Annotated in this window: 18 protein-coding genes and 1 pseudogene; 10 read left to right on the forward strand and 9 right to left on the reverse strand. The window is 47.0% G+C overall.

Features of this window, described 5'->3' with window-relative positions; genetic code table 11:
* Positions 1-78 precede the first annotated feature (78 nt).
* From cysC to rfaH, 5 genes are all read left to right on the forward strand, one after another.
* The gene (cysC, locus tag ACVA54_RS00410; RefSeq protein ID WP_446645471.1) at positions 79-708 is read left to right on the forward strand and encodes an adenylyl-sulfate kinase; all 630 of its coding nucleotides are present in this window, start codon (positions 79-81) and stop codon (positions 706-708) included.
* Between the two features lie 277 nt (positions 709-985).
* Complete coding sequence (locus ACVA54_RS00415; protein ID WP_446649303.1) at positions 986-1,948, forward strand: DHH family phosphoesterase; 963 nt, start codon at positions 986-988, stop codon at positions 1,946-1,948.
* A gap of 89 nt (positions 1,949-2,037) precedes the next feature.
* Entirely contained in the window at positions 2,038-3,447 is a 1,410-nt protein-coding gene (gene cysN, locus ACVA54_RS00420; RefSeq protein ID WP_446619782.1) for a sulfate adenylyltransferase subunit CysN, read from the forward strand.
* 108 nt (positions 3,448-3,555) lie between these two features.
* Complete coding sequence (gene wecA, locus ACVA54_RS00425; protein WP_446619781.1) at positions 3,556-4,623, forward strand: UDP-N-acetylglucosamine--undecaprenyl-phosphate N-acetylglucosaminephosphotransferase; 1,068 nt, start codon at positions 3,556-3,558, stop codon at positions 4,621-4,623.
* Between the two features lie 33 nt (positions 4,624-4,656).
* On the forward strand, positions 4,657-5,142 hold the full coding sequence (gene rfaH / locus ACVA54_RS00430) for a transcription/translation regulatory transformer protein RfaH (protein WP_446619780.1): 486 nt from the start codon (positions 4,657-4,659) through the stop codon (positions 5,140-5,142).
* On the opposite strand, the gene ACVA54_RS00435 is transcribed toward rfaH, so the two are convergent.
* Genes ACVA54_RS00435 through ACVA54_RS00445 form a run of 3 tightly spaced genes read right to left on the reverse strand, consistent with a single transcriptional unit; the run spans position 5,139 to position 6,019 of the window.
* Entirely contained in the window at positions 5,139-5,549 is a 411-nt protein-coding gene (locus tag ACVA54_RS00435) for a tyrosine-type recombinase/integrase (RefSeq protein ID WP_446649358.1), read from the reverse strand. The genes rfaH and ACVA54_RS00435 overlap by 4 nt on opposite strands.
* Positions 5,531-5,800 (reverse strand): hypothetical protein, encoded by a 270-nt coding sequence (locus ACVA54_RS00440; protein ID WP_446645468.1) that lies wholly within the window; start codon positions 5,798-5,800, stop codon positions 5,531-5,533. Before ACVA54_RS00440 ends, ACVA54_RS00435 begins: the two co-directional genes overlap by 19 nt.
* A gap of 3 nt (positions 5,801-5,803) precedes the next feature.
* Positions 5,804-6,019, reverse strand: a complete 216-nt coding sequence (locus ACVA54_RS00445) for a phage integrase central domain-containing protein (RefSeq protein ID WP_446649304.1) — start codon at positions 6,017-6,019, stop codon at positions 5,804-5,806.
* Positions 6,020-6,131: 112 nt separating this feature from the next.
* Between ACVA54_RS00445 and ACVA54_RS00450 the strand changes: the two are divergent.
* Positions 6,132-6,338, forward strand: a pseudogene (locus tag ACVA54_RS00450) (IS5-like element ISVa1 family transposase); the annotation flags it as partial.
* Positions 6,339-6,748: 410 nt separating this feature from the next.
* Here ACVA54_RS00450 and ACVA54_RS00455 read toward each other — a convergent pair.
* Complete coding sequence (locus ACVA54_RS00455; protein WP_446649305.1) at positions 6,749-9,466, reverse strand: cation-translocating P-type ATPase; 2,718 nt, start codon at positions 9,464-9,466, stop codon at positions 6,749-6,751.
* 106 nt (positions 9,467-9,572) lie between these two features.
* Here ACVA54_RS00455 and ACVA54_RS00460 point away from each other — a divergent pair, with 106 nt between their 5' ends.
* The 4 genes from ACVA54_RS00460 (at position 9,573) to ACVA54_RS00475 (ending at position 14,478) form a co-directional block, all read left to right on the forward strand.
* Positions 9,573-10,400, forward strand: coding sequence for a formate/nitrite transporter family protein (locus ACVA54_RS00460; RefSeq protein ID WP_099077927.1), 828 nt, complete (start codon positions 9,573-9,575; stop codon positions 10,398-10,400).
* A 106-nt stretch (positions 10,401-10,506) separates the two neighbouring features.
* Positions 10,507-12,627, forward strand: a complete 2,121-nt coding sequence (fdhF, locus tag ACVA54_RS00465; RefSeq protein WP_119463820.1) for a formate dehydrogenase subunit alpha — start codon at positions 10,507-10,509, stop codon at positions 12,625-12,627.
* Complete coding sequence (locus ACVA54_RS00470) at positions 12,624-13,658, forward strand: 4Fe-4S dicluster domain-containing protein (RefSeq protein ID WP_446596334.1); 1,035 nt, start codon at positions 12,624-12,626, stop codon at positions 13,656-13,658. Before fdhF ends, ACVA54_RS00470 begins: the two co-directional genes overlap by 4 nt.
* Entirely contained in the window at positions 13,648-14,478 is an 831-nt protein-coding gene (locus ACVA54_RS00475; protein WP_446596335.1) for an iron-sulfur cluster-binding protein, read from the forward strand. The genes ACVA54_RS00470 and ACVA54_RS00475 overlap by 11 nt, the downstream gene beginning before the upstream one ends.
* A gap of 37 nt (positions 14,479-14,515) precedes the next feature.
* On the opposite strand, the gene ppsA is transcribed toward ACVA54_RS00475, so the two are convergent.
* The 5 genes from ppsA to acsA are packed head-to-tail and all read right to left on the reverse strand — an operon-like array spanning position 14,516 to position 22,389.
* Positions 14,516-16,930 carry a phosphoenolpyruvate synthase gene (gene ppsA / locus ACVA54_RS00480; RefSeq protein WP_446649306.1) on the reverse strand — a complete coding sequence of 805 codons (2,415 nt, stop codon included), beginning with the start codon at positions 16,928-16,930 and terminating at the stop codon, positions 14,516-14,518.
* A 60-nt stretch (positions 16,931-16,990) separates the two neighbouring features.
* Positions 16,991-17,236 carry an acyl carrier protein gene (locus tag ACVA54_RS00485; RefSeq protein ID WP_099077846.1) on the reverse strand — a complete coding sequence of 82 codons (246 nt, stop codon included), beginning with the start codon at positions 17,234-17,236 and terminating at the stop codon, positions 16,991-16,993.
* Positions 17,233-18,642 carry a dihydrolipoamide acetyltransferase family protein gene (locus tag ACVA54_RS00490; protein ID WP_446649307.1) on the reverse strand — a complete coding sequence of 470 codons (1,410 nt, stop codon included), beginning with the start codon at positions 18,640-18,642 and terminating at the stop codon, positions 17,233-17,235. Before ACVA54_RS00490 ends, ACVA54_RS00485 begins: the two co-directional genes overlap by 4 nt.
* Entirely contained in the window at positions 18,635-20,662 is a 2,028-nt protein-coding gene (gene pdhA / locus ACVA54_RS00495) for a pyruvate dehydrogenase (acetyl-transferring) E1 component subunit alpha (RefSeq protein WP_446596337.1), read from the reverse strand. The genes ACVA54_RS00490 and pdhA overlap by 8 nt, the downstream gene beginning before the upstream one ends.
* Positions 20,659-22,389, reverse strand: a complete 1,731-nt coding sequence (gene acsA, locus ACVA54_RS00500) for an acetate--CoA ligase (protein WP_446608439.1) — start codon at positions 22,387-22,389, stop codon at positions 20,659-20,661. The genes pdhA and acsA overlap by 4 nt, the downstream gene beginning before the upstream one ends.
* Between the last annotated feature and the right edge of the window lie 164 nt (positions 22,390-22,553).

Here is a 22,553-nt window from a genome sequence, read left to right on the forward strand (position 1 = left end):
CTTGAACCTTGAACCTTGAACCTTGAACCTTGAACCTTGAACCTTGAACCTTGAATTGTTTTTCAACTAAGGGACAAAATGTTATCTCCTTACGAATTTAAAGCGAATGAGTCAGTAAGTGACGACGTGGTGTGGCACAACACGACAGTGACGCACCAAGACCGTATTCAACTTAAGCAGCAAAAGCCCGTGGTACTATGGTTTACCGGCTTAAGTGGTTCGGGTAAATCGACGGTTGCGAACGCAGTAGAAAGCAAACTGCTAAGCCTAGGTAAACACAGTTATCTGCTCGATGGTGATAATGTGCGCCATGGACTGAATAAAGACCTCGGTTTTAGTGATAGCGACAGAGTCGAAAACATTCGCCGCATTGGTGAAGTGGCCAAGTTGTTTGTTGATTCTGGTTGTATTGTTCTTACAGCGTTTATTTCTCCATTTATAGCCGATCGTGATCAGGCGAGGGCACTGCTTGAAGATGGTCAGTTTCTCGAAGTGTATATCGATACGCCATTAGAGGTGTGCGAGAGTCGCGACCCGAAAGGGCTGTACAAAAAAGCACGTGCAGGAGAGATCAAACACTTTACCGGGATCGATTCTGCGTACGAAGCGCCAACGGCACCAGATATTCACGTGAAAACAGCCGAAAAATCAGTTGAAGAATGTGCAGAGTATGTCGTTCAGCAACTGCAAGAGTTGAAATATATTTAAGGTAAAAGGTAAAAGGTGAAAGTGGTGCGTTCGCACCAAAGCAAGAGCAAAAGAAAAAGGATAAAGGTGCGCTTTGTGCCAAAGGGAAAGTAAGAGCTGAAGAGAAAACGAAAGAAATAGCAGGAAAAGCAGTCAAAATTAACTGTTGACTGGTTTGTTAGGTGAAAACCCACTTGCTACTTGCTACTTGCTACTTGCTACTTGCTACTTGCTACTTGCTACTTGCTACTTGCTACTTGCTACTTGCTACTTTCCCTTCCCGAGAATTGGAATATTTATGCATTATGATGTCTTTAATGGCGATGCAGATGGGATTATTTCACTACTGCAATTACGCTTCGCACAGCCTAAATCAAGTCAGTTGGTTACCGGCGTAAAGCGAGATATAAAATTGCTTCGCCAAGTATCAGCGCAGGCAGATGTCGATTCAGTGACGGTGCTTGATATCTCGATGGAAAAAAATGTCGAACCGCTGATGGCTTTATTGGAGCGAGGTGTTTCGGTGTTTTATTGCGATCATCACCGAACGGGTGATGTTCCGGTCTCTGAAAGATTAACGGCCCTAATCGACTTAGCGCCAGAGGTGTGTACGAGCCTTTTGGTCAATGAGCACTTACAAGGACAATTTGCTAAGTGGGCGGTAGTGGGGGCTTTTGGTGACAACTTGTTTGCTCAAGCTCGCCAATTGGCAGCAACACTATCACTCAGCGAAGAAGACACCGAATTTTTACTCGAGCTCGGTACACTCATTAACTACAACGGTTATGGTGCCAGCTTGAGCGATTTACATATTGAGCCTGCCGAGTTGTACCGCAAACTCTTGGCATACCCATGCCCACTGATGTTGCGCGAAGACATGGCTTCTCCTTACTACCAGCTTAAAAGTGGTTATGCATCAGATTACCGCTACATCGTTGACCTTGCTCCGCTAGAAAACACGGATGTGAGCTGTGTGTATGAGTTGCCCAATGAAGCATGGGCAAGGCGAATTAGTGGCGTATTTGGCAATGATTTAGCCAACACTACCCCAAGCAAAGCACATGCGGTGCTGACGATGAACGAGTCAGGCTCCGATTACACTGTCAGCGTCCGAGCGCCATTAAATAATCGTACTGGCGCAGATGAAGTCTGCTCTGTATTTCCGACGGGCGGTGGACGAAAAGCCGCAGCGGGCATCAATCAGTTACCTGTAGCAGATAAAGCGAAATTTATTCAGGCATTAACTGGCTTTTATGCTTAGTTAATTTGAGGTGCAAGGATCAAGATTCAAGAGGCGTTTCCCTTAAATCAAATACCTTGTACCTCACAACCTAATTTAAGGATTTTAACATGTCACACTCTTCTGATTTAATCGCAACGGACATCGAAGCGTATTTAAACGTTCATGAAAATAAAGATCTTCTTCGTTTTTTGACGTGTGGTAACGTCGATGACGGTAAATCAACGTTGATTGGTCGCTTGCTTTTTGACAGCAAACTGATTTACGAAGATCAAATGGCGGCGATTGAAAAGGACTCGCAAAAGTTCAATACCACCGATGAAGCGTTTGACCTAGCGTTGCTGGTGGATGGTCTGCAATCTGAGCGTGAGCAAGGGATCACGATTGATGTTGCCTACCGTTACTTCTCGACAGATAAGCGTAAATTTATCATTGCAGATACCCCAGGGCACGAGCAATACACTCGTAACATGGTAACGGGTGCTTCTACCTGTGATTTGGCGATTGTGATGGTGGATGCTCGTCATGGCATTCAAACTCAGACGCGTCGTCATAGCTACATTTGTAGTCTACTTGGCATTAAGCACATTATTGTTGCAATCAACAAAATGGATTTGATGGATTACAGCCAAGAGGTGTACCAAAAAATCAAAGCCGATTATCGTGAAATGGCGAAAGGCTTTGCGATTGACGATATTCGTTTTGTGCCGATTTCTGCGTTGAAAGGCGATAACGTGGTCACACCAAGTGAGCATATGGATTGGTACCCAGGCGCGACGTTGATGAAGTTACTTGAAACGGTAAAAGTGTCTCAAGACAAAAACTTAGAGCAGATGCGCTTCCCGGTGCAATATGTGAACCGTCCTAACCTCGATTTCCGAGGCTTCTGCGGCACATTGGCATCTGGTGTTGTACGTATTGGTGACGAAGTTATTGCACTGCCATCGGGTAAGCGTTCGCGTGTGAAGTCTATCTTCACTTACGATGGTGAGTTAGCGCAAGCGCAACCGGGGCAAGCGATCACTATCACCTTAGAAGATGAAATTGATGTTTCTCGTGGTGACATGTTGGTACATGAAGGGCATGAGCCAGCAGTAGTAAACCAACTGGAAGCTCACGTCGTGTGGATGGATGAAACGCCATTACGTACTCATAAAGAATACGCGTTTAAGTTTGCGACCAAATCTTGCTTCGGCAAAATCAGTCAGTTGATGCATAAAGTGGATGTAAATACGCTAGATAAGCATGCAGAAAATGCTGACACGCTCGCTTTGAATGAAATTGCACTGGCAAACGTTAAGTTAACCGATAAAGTAGCGATTGATGAGTATCAGTCATTACCACAAACGGGTTCTTTTATTATTATTGATCGCCTATCTAATGTGACGGTGGGTGCTGGCATGGTGAGTGCTGTCACTGTGGGTAGTGACGACGCAATTCGCCAGTATTCAAGCGCAGAGAAAGAGCTTAACGCATATATTCGTAAACATTACCCAGAATGGGGCTGTGCAGAGATTTAATTCTAACGCGAATCGAAATTGAAAAAGAGCAGGCGACCAACGCTTGCTCTTTTTTGTTGGAGTGCGCATTGAGAATGCCTCTACATTTAATCCAGATGGACGCCTTTCATGTTGTTTCTGTTTGTATTTACGCTCGTGATAGCGAGCATCAGCTTATTGCTACTTGGTAAATGGGCCCGTGTTATAGGCTTAGTGGATAAACCGAACAGCAGAAAGCGCCATCGCGGTGACATTCCTTTGGTCGGTGGCATTGCTATCTATGTGACCTTATGTGTTGTGTGTCTTTGGAAACCTGAGCTGATCCCGAACCAGAGTGTGTATTTATTATGTTGTACGTTACTTGTCGTAATTGGCGCATTAGATGATAAATTTGATATTAGAGCCAGTGTTCGCTTAGTGGTCTTAATCGCTCTTTCCTTGTGGTTAATCTATTCGCAAAAAATCGCTTTTGTTTCGCTGGGGAACCTGTTTGGTTTAGGGAATGTCTCACTTGGGTCATCATCTTGGTGGTTTACCATGGTGGCGATCATTGGTGCAATGACCGCATTTAATATGATTGATGGGCTTGACGGCTTACTCGGGGCTTTGTCATCAGTGACTCTGCTTGCGTTGTCGTTTTTGTTCTTCCATCAAGGCGAAAACAGCGTAGGTATTTTTTGTCTTGTTTTTATCACAGCGCTTGTGCCTTATATGATTTGCAACTTGTCTGAATTATTTGGTCATAAAATGAAAGTCTTTATGGGGGATGCGGGCAGTGTTTTGCTTGGGTTTACGGTTATTTGGTTATTCCTCCACGCTTCTCAACCTATGGCATCTGATGTCGATGAAATTGTTATAAGCCCAGTTAACGCTCTATGGCTTGTTGCTCTTCCTGTAATGGATATGAGTATGGTGATAATACGCCGCTGTAAAAAGCGCGGCTCTCCATTTAAAGCCGATCGACTGCATCTGCATCATATCTGTATGCGGGTAGGCCTCAGCGCTTCACAAACGCTGATATTGTTGTCAATGGCTTCTTTGCTGTTTGCCGCCGTTGGTGTGTGGGCAGAAATGAGTCAGATTCATGAACGCTATATGCTGCTTGGATTTTTGCTGCTTTTTGGTGCTTATATAAACGGCATGAATCGCCTTGGAATATGGATAAAAGCTCGAAGATTCAAGAATATTCATGTTTAAAGTTTCAATTAAAAAAAGAGTGACGGTCAACTGATGAAACGATGGTATTTAGTCTACTGTAAACGATATGAACAGCAGCGTGCCTTTCAACATCTAACAAATCAAAATGTAGAATGCTTTTATCCAAAAATAAAAGTGATGAAAACCTCTAAGAGTAAAATACAGCAAGCTGATGAGCCTTTGTACCCATCTTACATGTTTGTCAGTTTTAATGTTCAGCAAAGTTTGCTGTTTAGTGCAATAAGGTCAACGCGTGGGGTGGTGGATTTTGTGCGCTTCGGCACCAACCCAAAAGAGGTGCCAGCAGAGCTAGTGGCAACACTCAAGTGTTATGACTCCCTTAACGACCTGCATAGAAAAAAACTTGAGCCAATAGATAGAGACGTGGAAATGCATAGCCATGGTGGGATTGACGCCGTGTTTAAAGAAAAATGTGGAGAGCGGCGAGAGCACCTCTTTTTACAAATGTTATCTCAATACAAGTCTCCATCCGTCACATCAATGCCTATTCCGACTTAAGAAATAGACAGACCTTTAGAGGCTTTTTCAATATACTCACTCCACCAGCACATGATTTCTTTTCTTTGCTCGAAGAAGTCTGAACGATTGTAGCTTGGTCTTGTCATATTTTCATCCTTATGTGCTAAACAAGCTTCTATGTGCAGTGTATCGAACCCTTGCTCATGCAATACAGTGGAAGCTATCGCTCTTAAACCATGTGAAACGAGTACACCTTTATAGCCTAAACACCGTTTTAAAGCAGCATTAGCAGTGGAGGAGCTCATATGGCTATCAGGATTTCGTTGATTTGGAAAAACAAATCCTTTGCCTTCGCTTTGTGCCTTGATCTGCTCAAGAATATTCATTGCCTGTTTGGTCAGAGGAACCCTGTACTTCCGTCTTCCCTTTATCTCTTCGGCAGGTATAGTCCAGCATTGATGTTTACATTAATGTCTTTCCAGCGTGTTCTCACCGCTTCTTTTGGGCGGCAAATCGTGTGTAACTGCCATAGTATGAGCAGTTTGGTCTTATCTTGGATGTTTTCATTCTGCAACAATCGAGTCATTAGCGCACCTAGTAGCTCAGGGCGTATAGTCGGCATATTTTTAACTTTATGTTTCTCAAATGAATCGATCATCTTGGTTAGTGGGTTAGCGCGAATCACATCAATTGCCACAGCTTATTCCATTATTTGGTCAAGGCTCTGACAAATTCTTTTGATAGTGGACAGTTTCCTATCATTTTCTAGAGGGCGAAGAATTTCAATGGCATCACGTCGACTAATAGCACTTACTGGAAGAGCTCCTAAGTGATCAAAAACGTAGTTCTCAAGTGCTCTCCAGATTCGCTTAGCATGATCAGGGCTGACTGACTTACGTTTCCTCTCAAACCACATCGTTGCGACTGTGAGAAAATTATCGTTGTGCTTTCGTAATTCTTCGGTTTTTTTATTTTCTCTGGAACGTTTTGGATCGATACCTTCTGCTATTTCTTTTCGGTATTCGGCTGCTTCTAAAAACGGCACAATAACGGAGTGGAAACCTGAGTCTGGTTACCACTATCGCTCAATATCTGAGACCGCAATGTCTCGATATAAAGGACTAACCAGCGGTAAATTGAGCTTGAGATGTTACAACGCTCAAGTGGGAGAAATCATGGCAAATGTCAAAGCTATAAATAAAGTCATAGGACTAGGTTTGCCTATTAGAAACTAACGATTAGTCAAATTATGGCGTCGTTGACCCTCAAGCTGATTTGATCAACAACGTGGTTCTAAATTGAAAATTGTTAACAAAGCATGTGAACCAAGGCCCTTATTATCAGCAAATAGGGCCCTTTGAGAGCGTGTCACGGAAGTCCGTTCTTTGTTGAATAAATAGCATCGTCAAACAGCTTGGAAAAAGCTGCCTATTACGCTTCGTTGTTTTCCTTTCTTATTTTCGGTAATCAGGGAATCAGTGACAACGCTCTGAATCCTGCATCTTGAAGTCACTTAGGTATAGAGTTAGTCGTAAAGAGGCATTGACGATGAGAAGTGCTAGAGAGCTTTTTGCTGCTGCGGTGATTGAGATGGAGGTAATGCATTTATACCTAAGCACCTTGAGGAATATTGTCAATTCTCACATTACTGCCTATTTCTCAAATAATACTTCTCCAATTCGACTAAGAACAGTACCGAAGATGCGACGAGGCATATTCGTAGCCATACCTCTAATTCGAGTCCACTGGTACCAAATAGTCTCTGCATCGTTGGCAAATAGGTGAAACATGCCTGAAAAACCGTGAGAAAGCCTATCGCGACGAGTACGTAAACATTGCCCAATAAACCTTGGCGGCAGAAAACGGAACTGAGGATAAATCGTGCGTTGAATAGGTAAAATACCTCGAACATTACCAACGTGTTGACAGCAATCGTCCTTGCTCTGGCAATGTTGTCTTGTTGACCCATTTCCCAAACAAACATCCCTAGTGTTCCTAACATAAGAATGAGAGAAACAAAGATAACTCGCCAAATAAGGTGGGAGGTTAAAAGTGGGGATCCGGGTGGTCGTGGTGGACGTTGCATCAGCTTGGGTTCTTTGGGCTCGAAAGCTAGCGATAACGCAAGCGTGACGGCGGTGACCATATTGACCCAGAGAATTTGAATCGGTGTGAGGGGGAGTTCTTGAAAACCAAACATCACAGCTGCCAAGATGATCAGTGCTTCACCGCCATTGGTTGGCAGAATAAATAAAATGGCTTTCTTTAGATTGTCATATACCGCTCGTCCTTCTTCAATTGCTGCCGTAATGGACGCAAAATTATCATCAGTCAGTACCATTTCTGCGGCTTCTTTGGCTGAGTCGGTGCCATTGACTCCCATTGCGGTGCCGATATCTGATCGCTTTAATGCGGGGGCGTCATTGACGCCATCTCCGGTCATCGCCACGATTTGGTTATGTTTTTGTAGCGTGTTGACCAGTCGCATTTTGTGCTCGGGGCTAACTCGAGCATAGATATCGACTTGTGCAGCAAGGGCGAATAGTTCGTCATCAGTAAACGAATCGATTTGCTGGCCAGTGAGGGTATCTTGGCTATTGATAAGCCCAATCTGTTGGCCGATCGCTTGTGCAGTCAGCACATGGTCGCCGGTCATGATTTTTACACGGATTCCGGCATTGTTGCACTCACTCACCGCTTGAATGGCTTCCTTTCTCGGTGGGTCGATAAGGCCAAAGAGCCCTAGCATGATGAGATTGTCTTTGACATCATCAAACGTCAGTTCGAGATGGTTGAGTTCGGTAGGTCGATAGGCAAGCGCTAAAACCCGCATACCTCGTTCAGCCATTGTATTGATTTGTTGCTGCCAATAAGCGCGGTCTATGGCGGCCGTTACGGTACGGTCATTACTATCATTATTACTATTGTCATAGATTAGTTGCTGGTTACACATGTCCAGAACCCGCTCTGGTGCGCCTTTAAGAAAAATAAAAGCCTCTCCTTCGTGGCTGTGGTGTAGTGTGGCCATGAAACGGTGCTCTGATTCAAATGGAATCAGGTCGGTTCTTGGACAAAGCTTGTTTTCAATCTCAGCATCAAACCCGGTTTTGATTCCAGCAATAAGCAGCGCTCCTTCCATTGGATCGCCTTGAACTTGCCACTGTTGTCCATGCTGAATGAGTGTCGCATCGTTACACAATACTGCGGCACGAATGGTCTGGTTAAGTAGAGGTTGTTGTTCGGGGTAGGTCGCTTGCTGATTAATACTCACCACGCCATGAGGATCGTAGCCGGTACCGCTGAGCTCAAATTGATGATCACTGGTGATGATATTTCGCACGGTCATTTCATTTCGCGTCAGAGTCCCAGTTTTATCGGTGCATATAACCGTTACTGCCCCTAGTGTCTCTACTGCGGGAAGCTTGCGAATGATGGTGTTCCGCTTGGCCATTCGCTCGACCCCTATCGCGAGCGTGATGGTCATAATGGCAGGTAAACCTTCTGGAATCGCAGCAACGGCCAAGCTGATGGCCGCTAGCAGCATATCAGTGATTGGGTAACCGCGAACCAGTAAACCAAAGGCAAAAGTGGCGATGGCAATGATCAAGATGAATGCGGTCAGCCATCGACTAAATTGAGCGATTTGTTTTAGTAATGGTGTCGTAGCAGGTTCAACCTGAGAAACCAATGCGCTTATTTTTCCTAGCTCAGTATTTATCCCTGTGGCCACAACCACTCCTGACCCTTGACCGTGGGTAACGATGGTCCCTGAATACGCCATGCAGCGCCGCTCTGCCAGTTCACTGTCTGCGCTGACGGGAGTCGTGGCCTTTTCAATCGTCACGGATTCGCCCGTTAATACCGCTTCGGCAATCTGGAAGCCTTTGGTACGAAACAAACGAAGATCGGCGGGTACGCGATCCCCTGATTGTAGGATAACCACATCACCAATCACTAATTGTTCGGCTTTGATAGTTTGTTGATGACCGCCTCGTAATACTAATGCTGTTGGCGCGAGCATTGCTTGAATCGCATTTAGTGCGCTTTCGGCTCGACCTTCTTGTACAAAACCAATGATGGCATTGATAAAGACAACGCCAGCAATCACGCCGGCATCGATCCAATGACCAATAAGTGCCGTGATCAGGATGACGATCAGCAGTACATGAATGAGCACATTGTGAAACTGGGCAAGCAAACGCTTGATTACGGAACGACGTTGAGAGGTTGGTAGTTTATTGGCACCGAATTTAGCAAGACGTAGTCCAGCTTCGCGTGAACTCAGCCCTTGTGGCTGGGTAGAGAGCTCAGAAAAGGTATCTTCGGTTGACTTGTGGTGCCAGCCGTTAGTGATTTCTTCCATACGAAAGCCTCCTGCTTTTTGCACGCTGGAGAACATCTTTATTGATTGATAATTATACGATATGAACTAGGTTATGGGTATGGCGTGGGCGAAACTGGAGGTTCGCATGGCTGACATTTATGGTTTTGATGCGTTTTCACCCAAGCAAATTGCCGAGAAAGTCGATTCGATTGGTGTGACGAAAGCTCGCTTACCATTGTTGTCGATGGTGATGCTCGGGATTTTGGCGGGTGCTTTTATTGGTCTTGGGGGATTGTATTTCACCATCGTTAAGTCGGATGCCTCATTGGGTTTTGCCACGCAGCAAGTGTTGGGAGGGTTCACATTCTCCTTGGGATTGATTCTGGTGATTGTTGCGGGCGCAGAATTATTTACTGGCAATAACTTATTGGCTATGGCATGGGCCGACAGAAAAATCACCACCGCTGAACTTTTGCGAAACTGGTTGGTCGTCTGTTTGGCGAACTTTGTCGGCGCGGTTGGGGTCGCGCTCTTGGTCTTTCTTTCTGGGCACCCAGAGATGAATCAGGGGGCGATTGCGCTAACCTACGCCAAGATAGCCGCAGCGAAATGTGAGATGCCGTTCTGGACGGCTTTCTTTCGTGGTGTGTTGTGTAATGTACTGGTGTGTATGGCGGTATGGATGGCACTTGCGGGACGCAGTGTGGTAGATAAAGTGGCCGCGATCGTTTTTCCTATCTCCGCTTTTGTGGCGGCAGGCTTTGAACACAGTATCGCCAATATGTACTTTATTCCACTGGCGATGATGCTGCAAAGCTCAGGTACCGTTGAAGTCGCTGATTCGGTCAGCACTTTGGGGTTTCTTGGTAATCTGTTACCTGTGATTCTAGGTAACTTAGTTGGTGGCAGCGTGTTCGTCGGGTTGGTTTATCACGTTATCTACTTACGCGGGCCAACACATCATCGCGAATAGTTTATTCATCGGCCATCACGCCCAAAAGAAAGGCTAATAGGCCTTCGGGCGAAGGGGGTAGGCGACTGCTATAATCTAGCTAGTTTCAAGTGGCAAGGTTATAGCGATGCGAAAAAACAAACATAGGCCGTCTAAAACCCCACGACCCACTCAGACCGTCTGCCCATTTTGTGGTGTTGGGTGCGGAATGCTTCTTTCTTGTGACGACGGTGGGCAAGTACGTAGTGCAAGCCCCTTGCGTCACCATCCTATTAGCCAAGGCCAGTTGTGTGATAAGGGGTGGAGTAGTGTTTATGCTATTTCTCCTGACAATCGAATTACTCAGCCTTTAAAACGCATCCGTGATCAGTTTATCCCAGTGAGTTGGGAGGAAGCGCTCGATGGTATCAGCACCACGCTGAACGATATCATTAACGAGTTTGGGCCTAACGCGACAGGGGTGATCAGTAGCGCCCGTGCAACCAATGAAGACAATTACGCGGCGCAGAAATTTGCCCGAGCCGTATTAGGCACGAATAATATTGATCATTGCGCGCGTATTTGCCACAGCCCGACGGTAGCCGGGCTGAAACAGGTACTCGGATCTGGCGCGATGACCAACAGCACCAAAGATTTGTTTGAAGCGGAGGTCATTGTGGTTATCGGCGCTGACCCAACCGAGAACCATAGCGTGCTTGGTGGGCAGGTGATACGCGCCCAACAGTCAGGGGCGAAGTTGATTGTCATTGATCCAAGGACAACGCGTTTAGCTAAGTTGGCCGATCTACATTTACAGTTAAATCCGGGCACGAACATCGCGTTAATTAACGCCATGATTCAGGTAATTTTAAGTAACCAATGGCATGATAAGACGTTTATTAACGATCGCTGTGAAGGGTTTGATGCGTTGGCGAAACAGGTCGAAGAGGTCACGCCGGAGTCGGTAGAGCAAATCACAGGCCTTAATGCTCATTCGATCCGTGAAGCGGCGGAGTATTATAGCCAAGCTGATCGTGCGATGATTTTATACGGAATGGGAATCACACAATTTGTTAGTGGTACTTCAAATGTGATTGCTTTAGCGGATCTGGCATTGGTTTGCGGGCACATTGGTAGGCCCGGAACGGGAATCAATCCGTTACGTGGGCAAAATAATGTCCAGGGTGCCTGCGACATGGGTTGTCTGCCGAATGTCTATCCCGGCTATCAATCCGTTGATGATGCAGATACCCAACAGCGATTTACTGAGTATTGGGGCTGTGAAGTGGCAGCAACGCCAGGGCTGACTTCATTAGGGATGACAAAAGCGGCGTTGGAAGGAGAGTTTCGCGCGCAAATCTTATTTGGTGAAGATCCTGTTGTTACGGACCCAGATCAAAACCACGTTCGTGAAGCGTATAAGTCGTTAGAGCTGCTGGTGGTCGCGGAATTGACCATGACAGAAACGGCTAAATTGGCTGACTATATTCTTCCTGCGGCTTCTTTTGCCGAAAAAGCGGGCACATTTACCAATTGTGAGCGCCGCGTTCAACGTATTAACCCTGCGATGTCACCGATTGGAGAATCGATGGGGGACTGGCAGTGGTTACAAGCCCTCGCACAAAGGATGGGCAGTCAGGCACTCAATTGGCGTGATAGTGAAGAGGTCTTTGATGAAATGGCCTCTGTGACACCATCTTATCAAGGCATGAGTTACGCAAAGCTAGCGGAGAACCATGGCTTACAATGGCCTTGCAATGATGACGCGCCTGAGGGAACGACGGTGCTTCATCAAAATACATTTCCTATTGGGCGAGCACGCTTAACGCCGGTGCACTATGTACCTATTGCAGAACCCGCAGATGAACAGTATCCACTGTTATTGACCACCAATCGTCTTCATTTCCATTATGGTTGTGGCTCCATGACCCGTAAATCCCCGCTGCTTGAACGAGAAATTCCGCCCGGAATATTATTTATTAATCCCCAGGACGCCAGTGGGTTAGGCATTTCACTATATAGTCCTGTTGGTGTTCGTTCTCGTCGCGGATACATAGAAACTCGTGCAATGATTACGGACGATGTACCACCTGGTTTGGTGAGTATGCCTTATCATTTTAAAGAAGCACCTTCAAATCAGTTAACCAATACTGCGCAAGATCCAATTACTAAAATGCCGGAGCTGAAAGCGTGTGCAGTGGCGGTCGAACCTCTAGCTGTAGATCATCAGCCTAGTGCGGTTTGGCAACGACAGGAGGGGACAAAATGAATAAGACGTATCTGTTAGATTCATTAGACGCGATGAGAACACACCTATTGCGTCAGCGAGCATTGTATCAGGTTGTCGAGCACAGTGAAAAAAAGCAAGGGGATAGCTACTGGCAACAAGTAGACAGCAGTGATTTACCCCCGCTGGTGGACAGTAAACCGACGCATTCTGCCAAAGCATTTTTCTTCGCAGAGCAAGAACCTCTGTATGTGTTTGATGGGCAGTTTTTTAAGGAAACGCTACCCGACGTAGAGCCCTTTGTTTTGTTTGGTGTGCAAAGTTGTGATTTGATGGCGATTCACTACCAAGATCTGTTTTTTGAAAACGATCCTTATTACCAGGCTCGCCGTCAACAAGCATTATTGATTGGTGTTGATTGTATTCAGCCGTGTGAACATGGTTTTTGCCCAACGGTAAATGCTGGCCCAAGCGTGCGAGATGAGACCGCAGACTTAGTACTGCATCCACTTGATGGTGATCGTTGGTTATTAGTGGTGCTGTCTGAGCGAGGGGAACTGTCATTGCAGGGACTAGAGCTGGAGCTCGCTACGCCCCACTATATGAGTCTGCGCTGGGAAAATATAGCACACTGCGAGCAGGCTTTTCCTGATGATCAGTACTTACTGGATGGCATCAGCAAAGTGACGGAGGGCAGAATATCACCGGAGTTTTGGCAGCAGATTGGCATACAGTGCCTTGGCTGCTCTGGGTGTACAACGCTTTGCCCGACCTGTTCTTGCTTTGGTACTCGCTCAATAACGACCTCGGATACTGCGGCTCAGGTTAGCACTTCTCAAGTGAGGTTCTGGGATTCCTGTTTGTATGAAGGCTTTCAACGTGAAGCAAGTTTCCACAATCCGTCTAAAGAAGCAGGGACAAGGGTTGAGCGATTTTGGTATCACAAGTTTAGTCTGGACTTTGTGCCTGAATTTGGTCGTTATGGCTGCGTGGGTTGCGGTCGGTGTGAACAGACGTGCCCAGGCGTCATTGGAGTACATTCATTAATGAAAAGGATGGCTGATGATGTATAGCCTAACACCAGTTCGTATTGAAATTATTGATTTTTATGACGATGGGGAAAATACCCGCCATTATCATTTTCGATTACTTGAGGTGACATCTACGTGGCTGAAAGCGCAAAGCGGGCAGTTTTTTATGCTGTGTGTGCCCGGCGTTGGTGAAGCGCCATTTACCTTCACGGCGTTACCCGATGAAAAGGGAAACTTTCGCGCACTTGTCCGTATGATGGGGGGCGTGACACAAGCACTGTTTGAGCAAAAAATCGGTGATGTGTTAGGCGCACGAGGCCCGTTTGGTCAGGGGTGGCCTGTTAATGAACTGGCAGATAAAAAGGTTCTTATCATTGGAGGAGGGTGCGGAATGGCTCCTTTGGTGAGCATCACAGAGCAGCTTATTGAGCAGGGTAATTTTGATCAGTTAGCGGTGGTGTATGCGACTCGCAGTAAAAACACCTTGATGCTAACGCCTGAACGGGATCGCTGGCAGCACCTTATACCTATCTTTAATGTGGTTGAAGATGCTTCTGATTTAGAACCGCTTGACTATTACCCAGGGACTGCGGTGAGCATTTTGCCCAAGGTATTAGAGACCTTTGCTGAATTGCCAGAACGCGTGTTGATTTCTGGGCCAGAATTGATGATGTGTGCGGTCATCGAGTATTTAGTCGCTTGTGGCATTGATGCCCACTCGATTTATTTGTCATTGGAGCGTCGGATGCATTGTGCGGTGGGTTTGTGCGGGCATTGTTATGTGAAAAACCAATATGTGTGCACTCGCGGCCCAACGTTCAGCTGGACCGATGCAAGAGCGCTCCTATCCCCGTTAGAATAAAGAAACAGAGTTAACTCAAGAACCACTCAGTGGGAGGTTATGGCTTGGTATCATTTGTTAGCGATCCTTCTGCTTTCGCAATCACCTCACACCCTTTGGCAAATGAGTCCGGATTGAGTGAGATTGAGTCGATACCACATGAAACGAGAAACTCAGCAAATTCAGGATGATCCGATGGTGCTTGGCCACAAATTCCGACCTTTCTGCCTTTGCGGTGAGCGACCTGAATGACCTGTTCAATGAGACTTTTAACTGCATCGTCTCGGGCATCAAACATCGGTTTTAGCTCCGCAGAGTCACGGTCAATGCCTAACACTAACTGAGTTAAATCGTTACTCCCAATTGAAAAACCGTCAAACCTTTCGGAAAAACGGTCGGCGAGAATGACATTGGAAGGGATCTCACACATGACGTAGACTTCAAGCCCGTTTTCTCCTCGTTTGAGTCCGGCTTGCGCCATAACATCCAGGACTTTATCCGCTTCACTGACGGTTCGACAAAATGGGATCATGACGATGATATTATCAAAGCCCATTTCTTCTCTGGCTTTCTTGATTGCCTTACATTCAAGTTGGAATGCTTCACGATAGCGAGGGTGGTAATAGCGTGATGCCCCTCTTAGCCCGAGCATTGGGTTTTCTTCATTAAGCTCAAAATATTGGCCACCTAACAGACCTCGATATTCGTTTGATTTGAAATCGGACATGCGGACGATGACAGGTTTTGGATATTGGCTGGCGGCAATTTTACTGACTCCGAGCGAGAGGTTGTCAGTGAAATAATCCGCCAGAGTGGTAAACCCTTGGCATCGTTGTTTAATGTCGTTATTCACTTCTGGGTCGGTAACCTGCTCTGGATAAAGCAGCGCCATAGGGTGCAATCCAATTTGGCTTGAGATTATGAACTCAATGCGAGTTAACCCGATCCCAGCCGTGGGCAGTTGCCACCAATGAAAAATGCCATCCGGCATTGCTGCGTTAATCATGATTTGAGTTTGGGTCGACGGTAAAGAAGTCAGGTCAATTTGTTGAGTATGGTAGTTGACGACACCGTCATAAACTTGACCAGTGGCCCCCTTGGCACAGCTTAATGTTACGGTCTGCCCTGTGGTGAGCTTTTGTGTCGCGTGTTCCGTCCCCACGATCGCCGGAACTTTAAGCTCACGGCTGACAATGGCGGCATGGCTTGTTGGTCCCCCAGAGTCGGTAATGATCCCCGCCGCTTTTCGCATAAGAGGAACCCAATCAGGGTCGGTTCGCTCGGTCACAAGAATCGCGCCCTCAGGGAAGGCGTCAATATCGTCTGGTGACATGATGGTATACGTTTCTCCTACGGCAACAGCGCCGCCCACACTGGCTCCTTCAAGAAGAATAGGTGCGGTGGTTTTCTCCAGTTGATAATTGACGATCACGGCTCGGTTTTTATGGGTTTCCACGGTTTCTGGCCGAGCTTGAAGCATAAACAATTGTTGGCTATGGCTGTCTTTGGCCCACTCCATATCCATGGCGCAGCCATAATGTTGTTCGATAATCATCGCCCAATGGCTAAGCTTTAAAACCTCATCATCATTGAGCACTAACTGGTTACGTTCCACTTCATCGGTCGGTAGAGTCATCGTGGGTTGTTCGGTGTTTCCTGGTTCACTGAACACCATTTTTTCTCGTTTATTACCGAGCTGTTTTTCAATAATCGGTCGTTTGTTTTCCTGTTTGAGTAGAGGTTTGAAGACCATGAATCGATCTGGCGTGACGGAGCCTTTGACTATCGTTTCGCCCAACCCCCAACTGCCATTAATCAACACCACATCTGGGAAGCCGCTTTCCGTATCAAGGCTGAACATAACACCGGCGCATTGCGATTCGACCATTTGCTGTATACCCACGGACAACGCGACTTGCTGATGTTCAAACCCTTGCTCCTGGCGATAAACAATTGCACGATCAGTATACAGTGAAGCAAAACACTGTTTGCAGGCGGTGAGTACGGCCTCATCACCACAAATGTTGAGGTAGCTTTCTTGTTGGCCTGCGAAACTGGCCTCAGGTAAGTCCTCGGCGGTGGCCGAACTGCGTACCGCTACGGAAGCCAAGGGTACACCGATGTGCTCACTTAACAGATGGTAAGCCTCGAGAATGCGTTGTTCTTGTGCTTGGGTAAAGCTACCTTGGAAAATTAGGGTGCGGATTTCTTGTCCTGCATCAGCAAGGCTTAACTCTCCGTTATCCATTGCATTTAAGAGGGTCGCTATTGGTAAATCGAGTTCATTTTGATGAAGAAAGTCACGGTAGAGTTGTGCGCTAGTGGCAAACCCGTCTGGCACACGGATACCTGACTGACCGAGCTGATTGAACATTTCACCTAGGCTCGCATTCTTGCCACCAACAAGAGCAACATCACTAGCACGGAGCTGGCAATAGTGATAAATCAACGGTTGTGTGGTGTCTGCTTGCATGGCGAATCTCCTTATCTTGGCTGACTAATTTAGGATGGGTATTTAAGAGTGAGTTCTGTTTTACTGAATATGCATCTGCAAATATTGCTGTAATTGGTTGTAACTGCGTACCTTGGCGTAATCGCTTTCCGGGATGCTCACCCCCGTGCTTTGCTTAATTGAAGTAAGCAGATTTAGAAAGTCCATGGAGTCGAGATCACACTCCTCACGCAGATCTTCATTAATGTCGATGTCATCAATTTCTATTTCTGGCGCGATGCGGGAAAGCGCTTGTGCAATGCTGGCTGTGATAGTGTCGTTATTCATAATGCCTCTGGATGTTGGAGTTGTTTGGCGAGTGCGTGCAGAAAACGAGCTCCACTGATCCCATCACTTACACGATGATCCGCTGCAAGAGTAACGGTCATCACTTCACCAATTTCAAGTTTATCGTTGTTTATAATTGGGGCTTTTCTTAGCCGGCCTAAACCGATGATTGCGACTTGAGGTGGGTAAATCACACCAGTTAGCATATCGGCACCGCGCTCACCAATACTGGTGACGGTAATGCTGCCTTGGCTGATTTCGGAACTGCGTAATCGTCCATGCCTACCGCGCTCAGTGATATCCCGTAGTAAATCCATGACTTGCTGGATGCTGAGTTGATCGGCTTTAAGAATGGCTGGAGTGACAAGACCACCTTCACGAAGGCTGATGGTGTTTGCGATGTTGATATTGGTGGAGGGAGTAAAGCACCCGTCATGATAAAAACCGTTGAGTTGAGGAAAACGGACCAGTTGACGCGCTATCGCGGTGAGCAATAAGGCAGGGAGCAATAAACGTTGTTCAGGTTCGCGTTGTTGATTCTGTTGCGTGAGCCATTTCTGTGCGTGAGTGAGGTTGATTTCCTGCGCAAGGTAATAGTGAGGGATCTCTTGTTTCGAACGTGTCATTGCGTCGCTGATCGCTTGGCGCATGGTTGAAGCGGCTGACGCTGCGTTTTTCGTTTCGGATTTACGCAGAGGTTTTACTTCACTTGAGTCTAAATGAGAGAGTAGGTCTCGAAGCACAATAGCGCCTTTTGGTCCACTTCCCGTTAAGGAAGAGAGAGCGATCCCTAAGCGAAAAGCCGTTTTTCGAACAATGGGGGAAGCGAACACTCTTTGCTTTTGCTTTTGGTGAGGTTGAGGTTCAGGTCTACTTCGCTCTTGTTCGTTCGTTGTGGGAACTAGACTATCTAAATTGCTGTGAGTCGCGCGAAGTTTTCTCGGGGGAATGTAAGGGGGGAATGGTGTCTCATCGGGTTCTATTTCTGGAGAATTTAGAGTGTTGTTGGTAGTGTTCGATACGCGCTCTTGTATTGGCAGCGCCTCATGTGCTGGCTCTTCATAGGTAAATGAGGAATCGGATACCTTGTCTTCTTGAGTGGGTGTTCTCAGTGCGTTTTCGTTTAATGCTTCACTTGTGGGACTGTCGCTTTCCATACGTGCCATGACACTACCGACGGGCAGCTTGATTTCTGGCTCTACCAATAATTCAGAGATCGTACCATTGTGGTAGGTCTCCATATCAATCGCGCCTTTGCTGGTTTCGATGACCGCAATAATATCGCCCTTTTCTACATTGTCACCGGGCTTGATGAGCCATTCAAGCAGAGTGCCGTCCCGCATATCGGCACCTAATGCAGGCATGGTGATGTCAATCAAAGAAGGGCTAGGGGCATGGTTATCCATTGTCGGATTTCCCTCCATCGGTTTGCCAGTCCGGCGCTATCAAGGTAGCCTTGGCCGCGGCGATGATGTTGTCGCTTTGTGGAATTGCGGCTTGTTCTAGATGGTGAGGATAAGGAATCGGCACTTCTTCGGTACACACTCGCTCGACGGGAGCATCAAGTTGCCAAAACGCTTTTTCCATAATGATTGCGCTGATTTCTCCGGCATGGCTCCCGGTAAACCAACCTTCATCAATGATGACCGCTCGGTGAGTTTTATTTACGCTGGCAATTATGGTGTCGGTATCGAGAGGTCTCAGTGTGCGAAGATCCACCACTTCGGCATCAATGCCTTCTGCCTCAAGCTGTTTCGCGGCCTGTAACGTTTTACCTAAGCTACCCCCATAGGTAATAAGAGTGACATCGTTACCGGCTCGGCGAACAAGCGCTTGGTTCATCGGTGCATCGGGTTTGTCACTGACCATCCCTTCTTCATTTAGCAGCATGACATGCTCGAAAATTAACACCGGATCCGGGTCAATCATGGCCTGACTGAGCATGTAGCGAGCATCATTCTGTGTGGCTGGGCTGAGTACCTTTAGCCCCGGAACATGAGCGTAGAAGTTTTCCCAACTGTGTGAGTGCTGGGCCGCCAGTTGCTTGCCCGCGCCACAAGCCATACGAATCACAATAGGAACATTGAACTGACCACCGGACATATGTAATAAGGTGGCGGCGGTATTAATAATTTGATCCATCGCGAGTAGACTAAAATTGACCGTCATAACTTCGACGATAGGGCGCATTCCTCCAAGAGCCGCGCCAATCCCTACACCAACAAAGCCCGATTCGCAAAGGGGCGTATCAATGATCCGTTCAGAGCCAAATTGCTCAAGTAAGCCTTTGCTGACCGCGTAGCAACCGCCATAACGCCCGACATCTTCCCCCATAAGGAAGGTGCGTGAATCATGCATTAGCGCATCTTTCATGCCTTCGCGCAAGGCCTCTCGATAGGTGAGCGTAGTCGGTGTTTGGCTCGACGGTATGGGTGTCGGTGGCGGTTGGCTTAGCGGGCTATGTACAAAACGAGTAAGCTGCGCTATTGGTTCCAACTCTCCGTCTTCGGCGAAGGCGATAGCATCGCTGATCTCTTGAGCAATTTTCGCTTCAATATCTGAGAGCTCTTGGTTCTGGAAGTGACTGTTTTCTTGTAACCATTGGATCAATTGTTTGACTGGGCCTTTTTCTTCCCAAAGTAAAATTTCACTTTTATCTCGATACAACTGGTTATCAAAACTGGAATGGCCACGAAAGCGGTAGGTCTGGCATTCGATGAAATATGGGCGCTGTTGCTGACGGATAAAATCAACGGCGGTAGAGGCGGCCGCTTCTACATCAACCACATTCATGCCATCGACCTGACAAGCCTCTATACCATAACCACTGGCTTTCTGAGCGATGTTGGTTTCCGACTCTGATAAGGCGAGTGCAGTGCCCATCGCATAGCGGTTATTTTCACAGATAAATAGTACAGGAAGTTGCCACAGCGCAGCTAAATTAAGGCTTTCATGGAATTCACCTTCGGCAACGGCACCCTCACCAAAAAAGCAAACCGCGATAGCATCCCGTTGCATTTTTTTATTGGCCATTGCGAGCCCTGTCGCCAACGGTAGTCCGCCTCCCACAATGGCATTCCCACCGTAGAAGTGCAGATTCTTATCAAATAAATGCATTGAGCCACCACGACCACGACTGCAACCGTTACTTCGGCCATACATCTCTGCCAATATGCTCCCCATATCCATGCCTCGTGCGAGCGCATGACCATGCTCGCGATAGGTTGCGACAATTTGATCGTTTTGAGTCAGAGCAGACATAACGCCGACGGCGATGGCTTCTTCACCGATGTAAAGATGAAGAAAGCCGCGAATTTTCTCTTGCGCGTAGAGCTCGGCACATTTTTCTTCAAAGCGGCGAATACGAAGCATTTTCTCAAGCTGTTCGAGCAAATGCTGACGATTGATATGCAGTCTCTTATTCATTGTTCATCGCTCTCCAAGGTCGAAATATCTCCTTCGGGAAGACCAAGCTCGCGGGCTTTTAATAACCGGCGCATGATTTTTCCACTGCGGGTTTTGGGTAAGTTGCGACGAAATTCGATTTCTTTTGGTGCGACGGCTGCGCCAAGTCGTTTTCTTGCCAAACCAAGCAATGACTGTTGTAGTGCTTCATCTGCAGTGATATCGGGTTTGAGAGCAACAAACGCTTTGACGATTTGTCCGGCTACTGGGTCAGGTACTCCGATGACGCCAGCCTCAGCCACACAAGGGTGCTCCATCAACACGCTTTCTACTTCGAAAGGACCGATCAAATGACCGGAGGATTTGATCAGGTCATCTTTGCGGCCGACGAACCACACATAACCATCTTCATCTTGCATGGCTAAATCACCGCTGAGATACCATTGTCCGGTAAAGCAAGATTGATATTTTTCTTCTTGATTGAGGTAGCCTCGAAACATCGAAGGCCATCCCGTTTTTAGTGCCAGTTCACCCACCTGCATCGGCTGTGTTTCGATTTGGAACTCTCCACTGCTGCTTGAGTTAATGATTGCCGCCTCAATGCCGGGGAGCGGTTTGCCCATTGAACCGGGTTTGATTGGTTGACTTGGAAGGTTCGCGATCATGATGCCGCCAGTTTCGGTTTGCCACCAATTGTCATGAAACGGCATGCCAAAAACGTTTTCTCCCCATTCGACCGCTTCAGGATTCAATGGCTCACCGACACTTGCCATAAAGCGTAAGCGAGAAAGATCGAATTGCTTGGGCAATTTATCACCAACCTTCATTAGCATGCGGATAGCGGTTGGGGCGGTGTACCATACCGTTACGTGCTGGTCTTGTAAGATCTGATACCAGCGCTGTGCATCAAATTCGGCTTCATCAACGATCATTGTCACACCAAGGCACAATGGGGCGATAATGCCGTAAGTTGTGCCAGTTACCCATCCCGGATCGGCTGTACACCAATAGATGTCATTAGGTTTAAGATCTAATGCGTAATACGCTGAGGAAATGTGATGTTTTACCGCTTCATGAACATGAATGACGCCTTTAGGTTTGCCTGTAGTGCCGCTGGTGAAATGCAGCAGTGCCATCTCTTCCGCTTGGGTGGATTCACAGTGTTTCTCAACGCTAGCACTTGCCATCAATGTTTGGTAATCGTAGCAACCGGGCTCATCGTCAGGATTTCCATCAATGAGTAATACTGCTTTGAGATGGGGTAGGTCACGCCACCAACTTTTGAGTTTTTTTCGGTATAAACTGCGGGTGGTGACGATCAGATTTGCGCTACCAATTTCCATACGAGAACGGATAGGCTCTGGGCCAAAAGCAGAAAAGAGCGGCGTAAAAATACAACCGGCTTTGAGCGTACCGAGTGCGGCGATGTAAAGCTCTGGCCGGCGACCCGCGAGAGTGAACACTCGGCTTCCGCGAGGTAAACCCAATTGCGTAAGCACGTCTGAAAAGCAATTGGTTTGTTGGCACAGTTCGAGGTAACTGAAATCAATGATACGATCATCTTTGCTGATCCAGCGAAGCGCCAATTTGTTTTGTATTGAGTGCCCAAGGTGGCTATCTAATGATTCATAACCCATGTTCAACCCCCCTTCTATCAACCCTTTTGGCGAAGGGGGAGGGAGCACTGGCGAATCAATGTGGAAGTTCGCATTGTCGGCGAGCTCTTGATGAAAGATTGTCTTGACCATATGTGGCGTCCTGCCCAAAGTAATGAATACCCAGAAAGGGGCATACCCTTGGTCAAAGTATGGTTTATAGGCGTGACTTTTCCATAGTGGAATTAAGTTAGTGAGCATATTTAGCCCTTGGTATCGACGAGTTACTCACGCTTTGCTTGTTCTAAGGTGGGAAT

The organism is Vibrio sp. PNB23_22_6 (assembly GCF_052877535.1).

Bases quoted from the DNA above. Each gene is read 5' to 3' on its own strand.
- fdhF (WP_119463820.1), top strand. From the start codon at position 10,507: ATGCGAAAAAACAAACATAGGCCGTCTAAAACCCCACGACCCACTCAG.
- rfaH (WP_446619780.1), top strand. From the start codon at position 4,657: ATGAAACGATGGTATTTAGTCTACTGTAAACGATATGAACAGCAGCGT.
- acsA (WP_446608439.1), bottom strand. From the start codon at position 22,389: ATGGTCAAGACAATCTTTCATCAAGAGCTCGCCGACAATGCGAACTTC.
- cysC (WP_446645471.1), top strand. From the start codon at position 79: ATGTTATCTCCTTACGAATTTAAAGCGAATGAGTCAGTAAGTGACGAC.
- ACVA54_RS00455 (WP_446649305.1), bottom strand. From the start codon at position 9,466: ATGGAAGAAATCACTAACGGCTGGCACCACAAGTCAACCGAAGATACC.
- ACVA54_RS00460 (WP_099077927.1), top strand. From the start codon at position 9,573: ATGGCTGACATTTATGGTTTTGATGCGTTTTCACCCAAGCAAATTGCC.
- ACVA54_RS00415 (WP_446649303.1), top strand. From the start codon at position 986: ATGCATTATGATGTCTTTAATGGCGATGCAGATGGGATTATTTCACTA.
- ppsA (WP_446649306.1), bottom strand. From the start codon at position 16,930: ATGCAAGCAGACACCACACAACCGTTGATTTATCACTATTGCCAGCTC.
- wecA (WP_446619781.1), top strand. From the start codon at position 3,556: ATGTTGTTTCTGTTTGTATTTACGCTCGTGATAGCGAGCATCAGCTTA.
- ACVA54_RS00470 (WP_446596334.1), top strand. From the start codon at position 12,624: ATGAATAAGACGTATCTGTTAGATTCATTAGACGCGATGAGAACACAC.
- cysN (WP_446619782.1), top strand. From the start codon at position 2,038: ATGTCACACTCTTCTGATTTAATCGCAACGGACATCGAAGCGTATTTA.
- ACVA54_RS00490 (WP_446649307.1), bottom strand. From the start codon at position 18,642: ATGGATAACCATGCCCCTAGCCCTTCTTTGATTGACATCACCATGCCT.
- ACVA54_RS00485 (WP_099077846.1), bottom strand. From the start codon at position 17,236: ATGAATAACGACACTATCACAGCCAGCATTGCACAAGCGCTTTCCCGC.
- ACVA54_RS00475 (WP_446596335.1), top strand. From the start codon at position 13,648: ATGATGTATAGCCTAACACCAGTTCGTATTGAAATTATTGATTTTTAT.
- pdhA (WP_446596337.1), bottom strand. From the start codon at position 20,662: ATGAATAAGAGACTGCATATCAATCGTCAGCATTTGCTCGAACAGCTT.
- ACVA54_RS00445 (WP_446649304.1), bottom strand. From the start codon at position 6,019: ATGTGGTTTGAGAGGAAACGTAAGTCAGTCAGCCCTGATCATGCTAAG.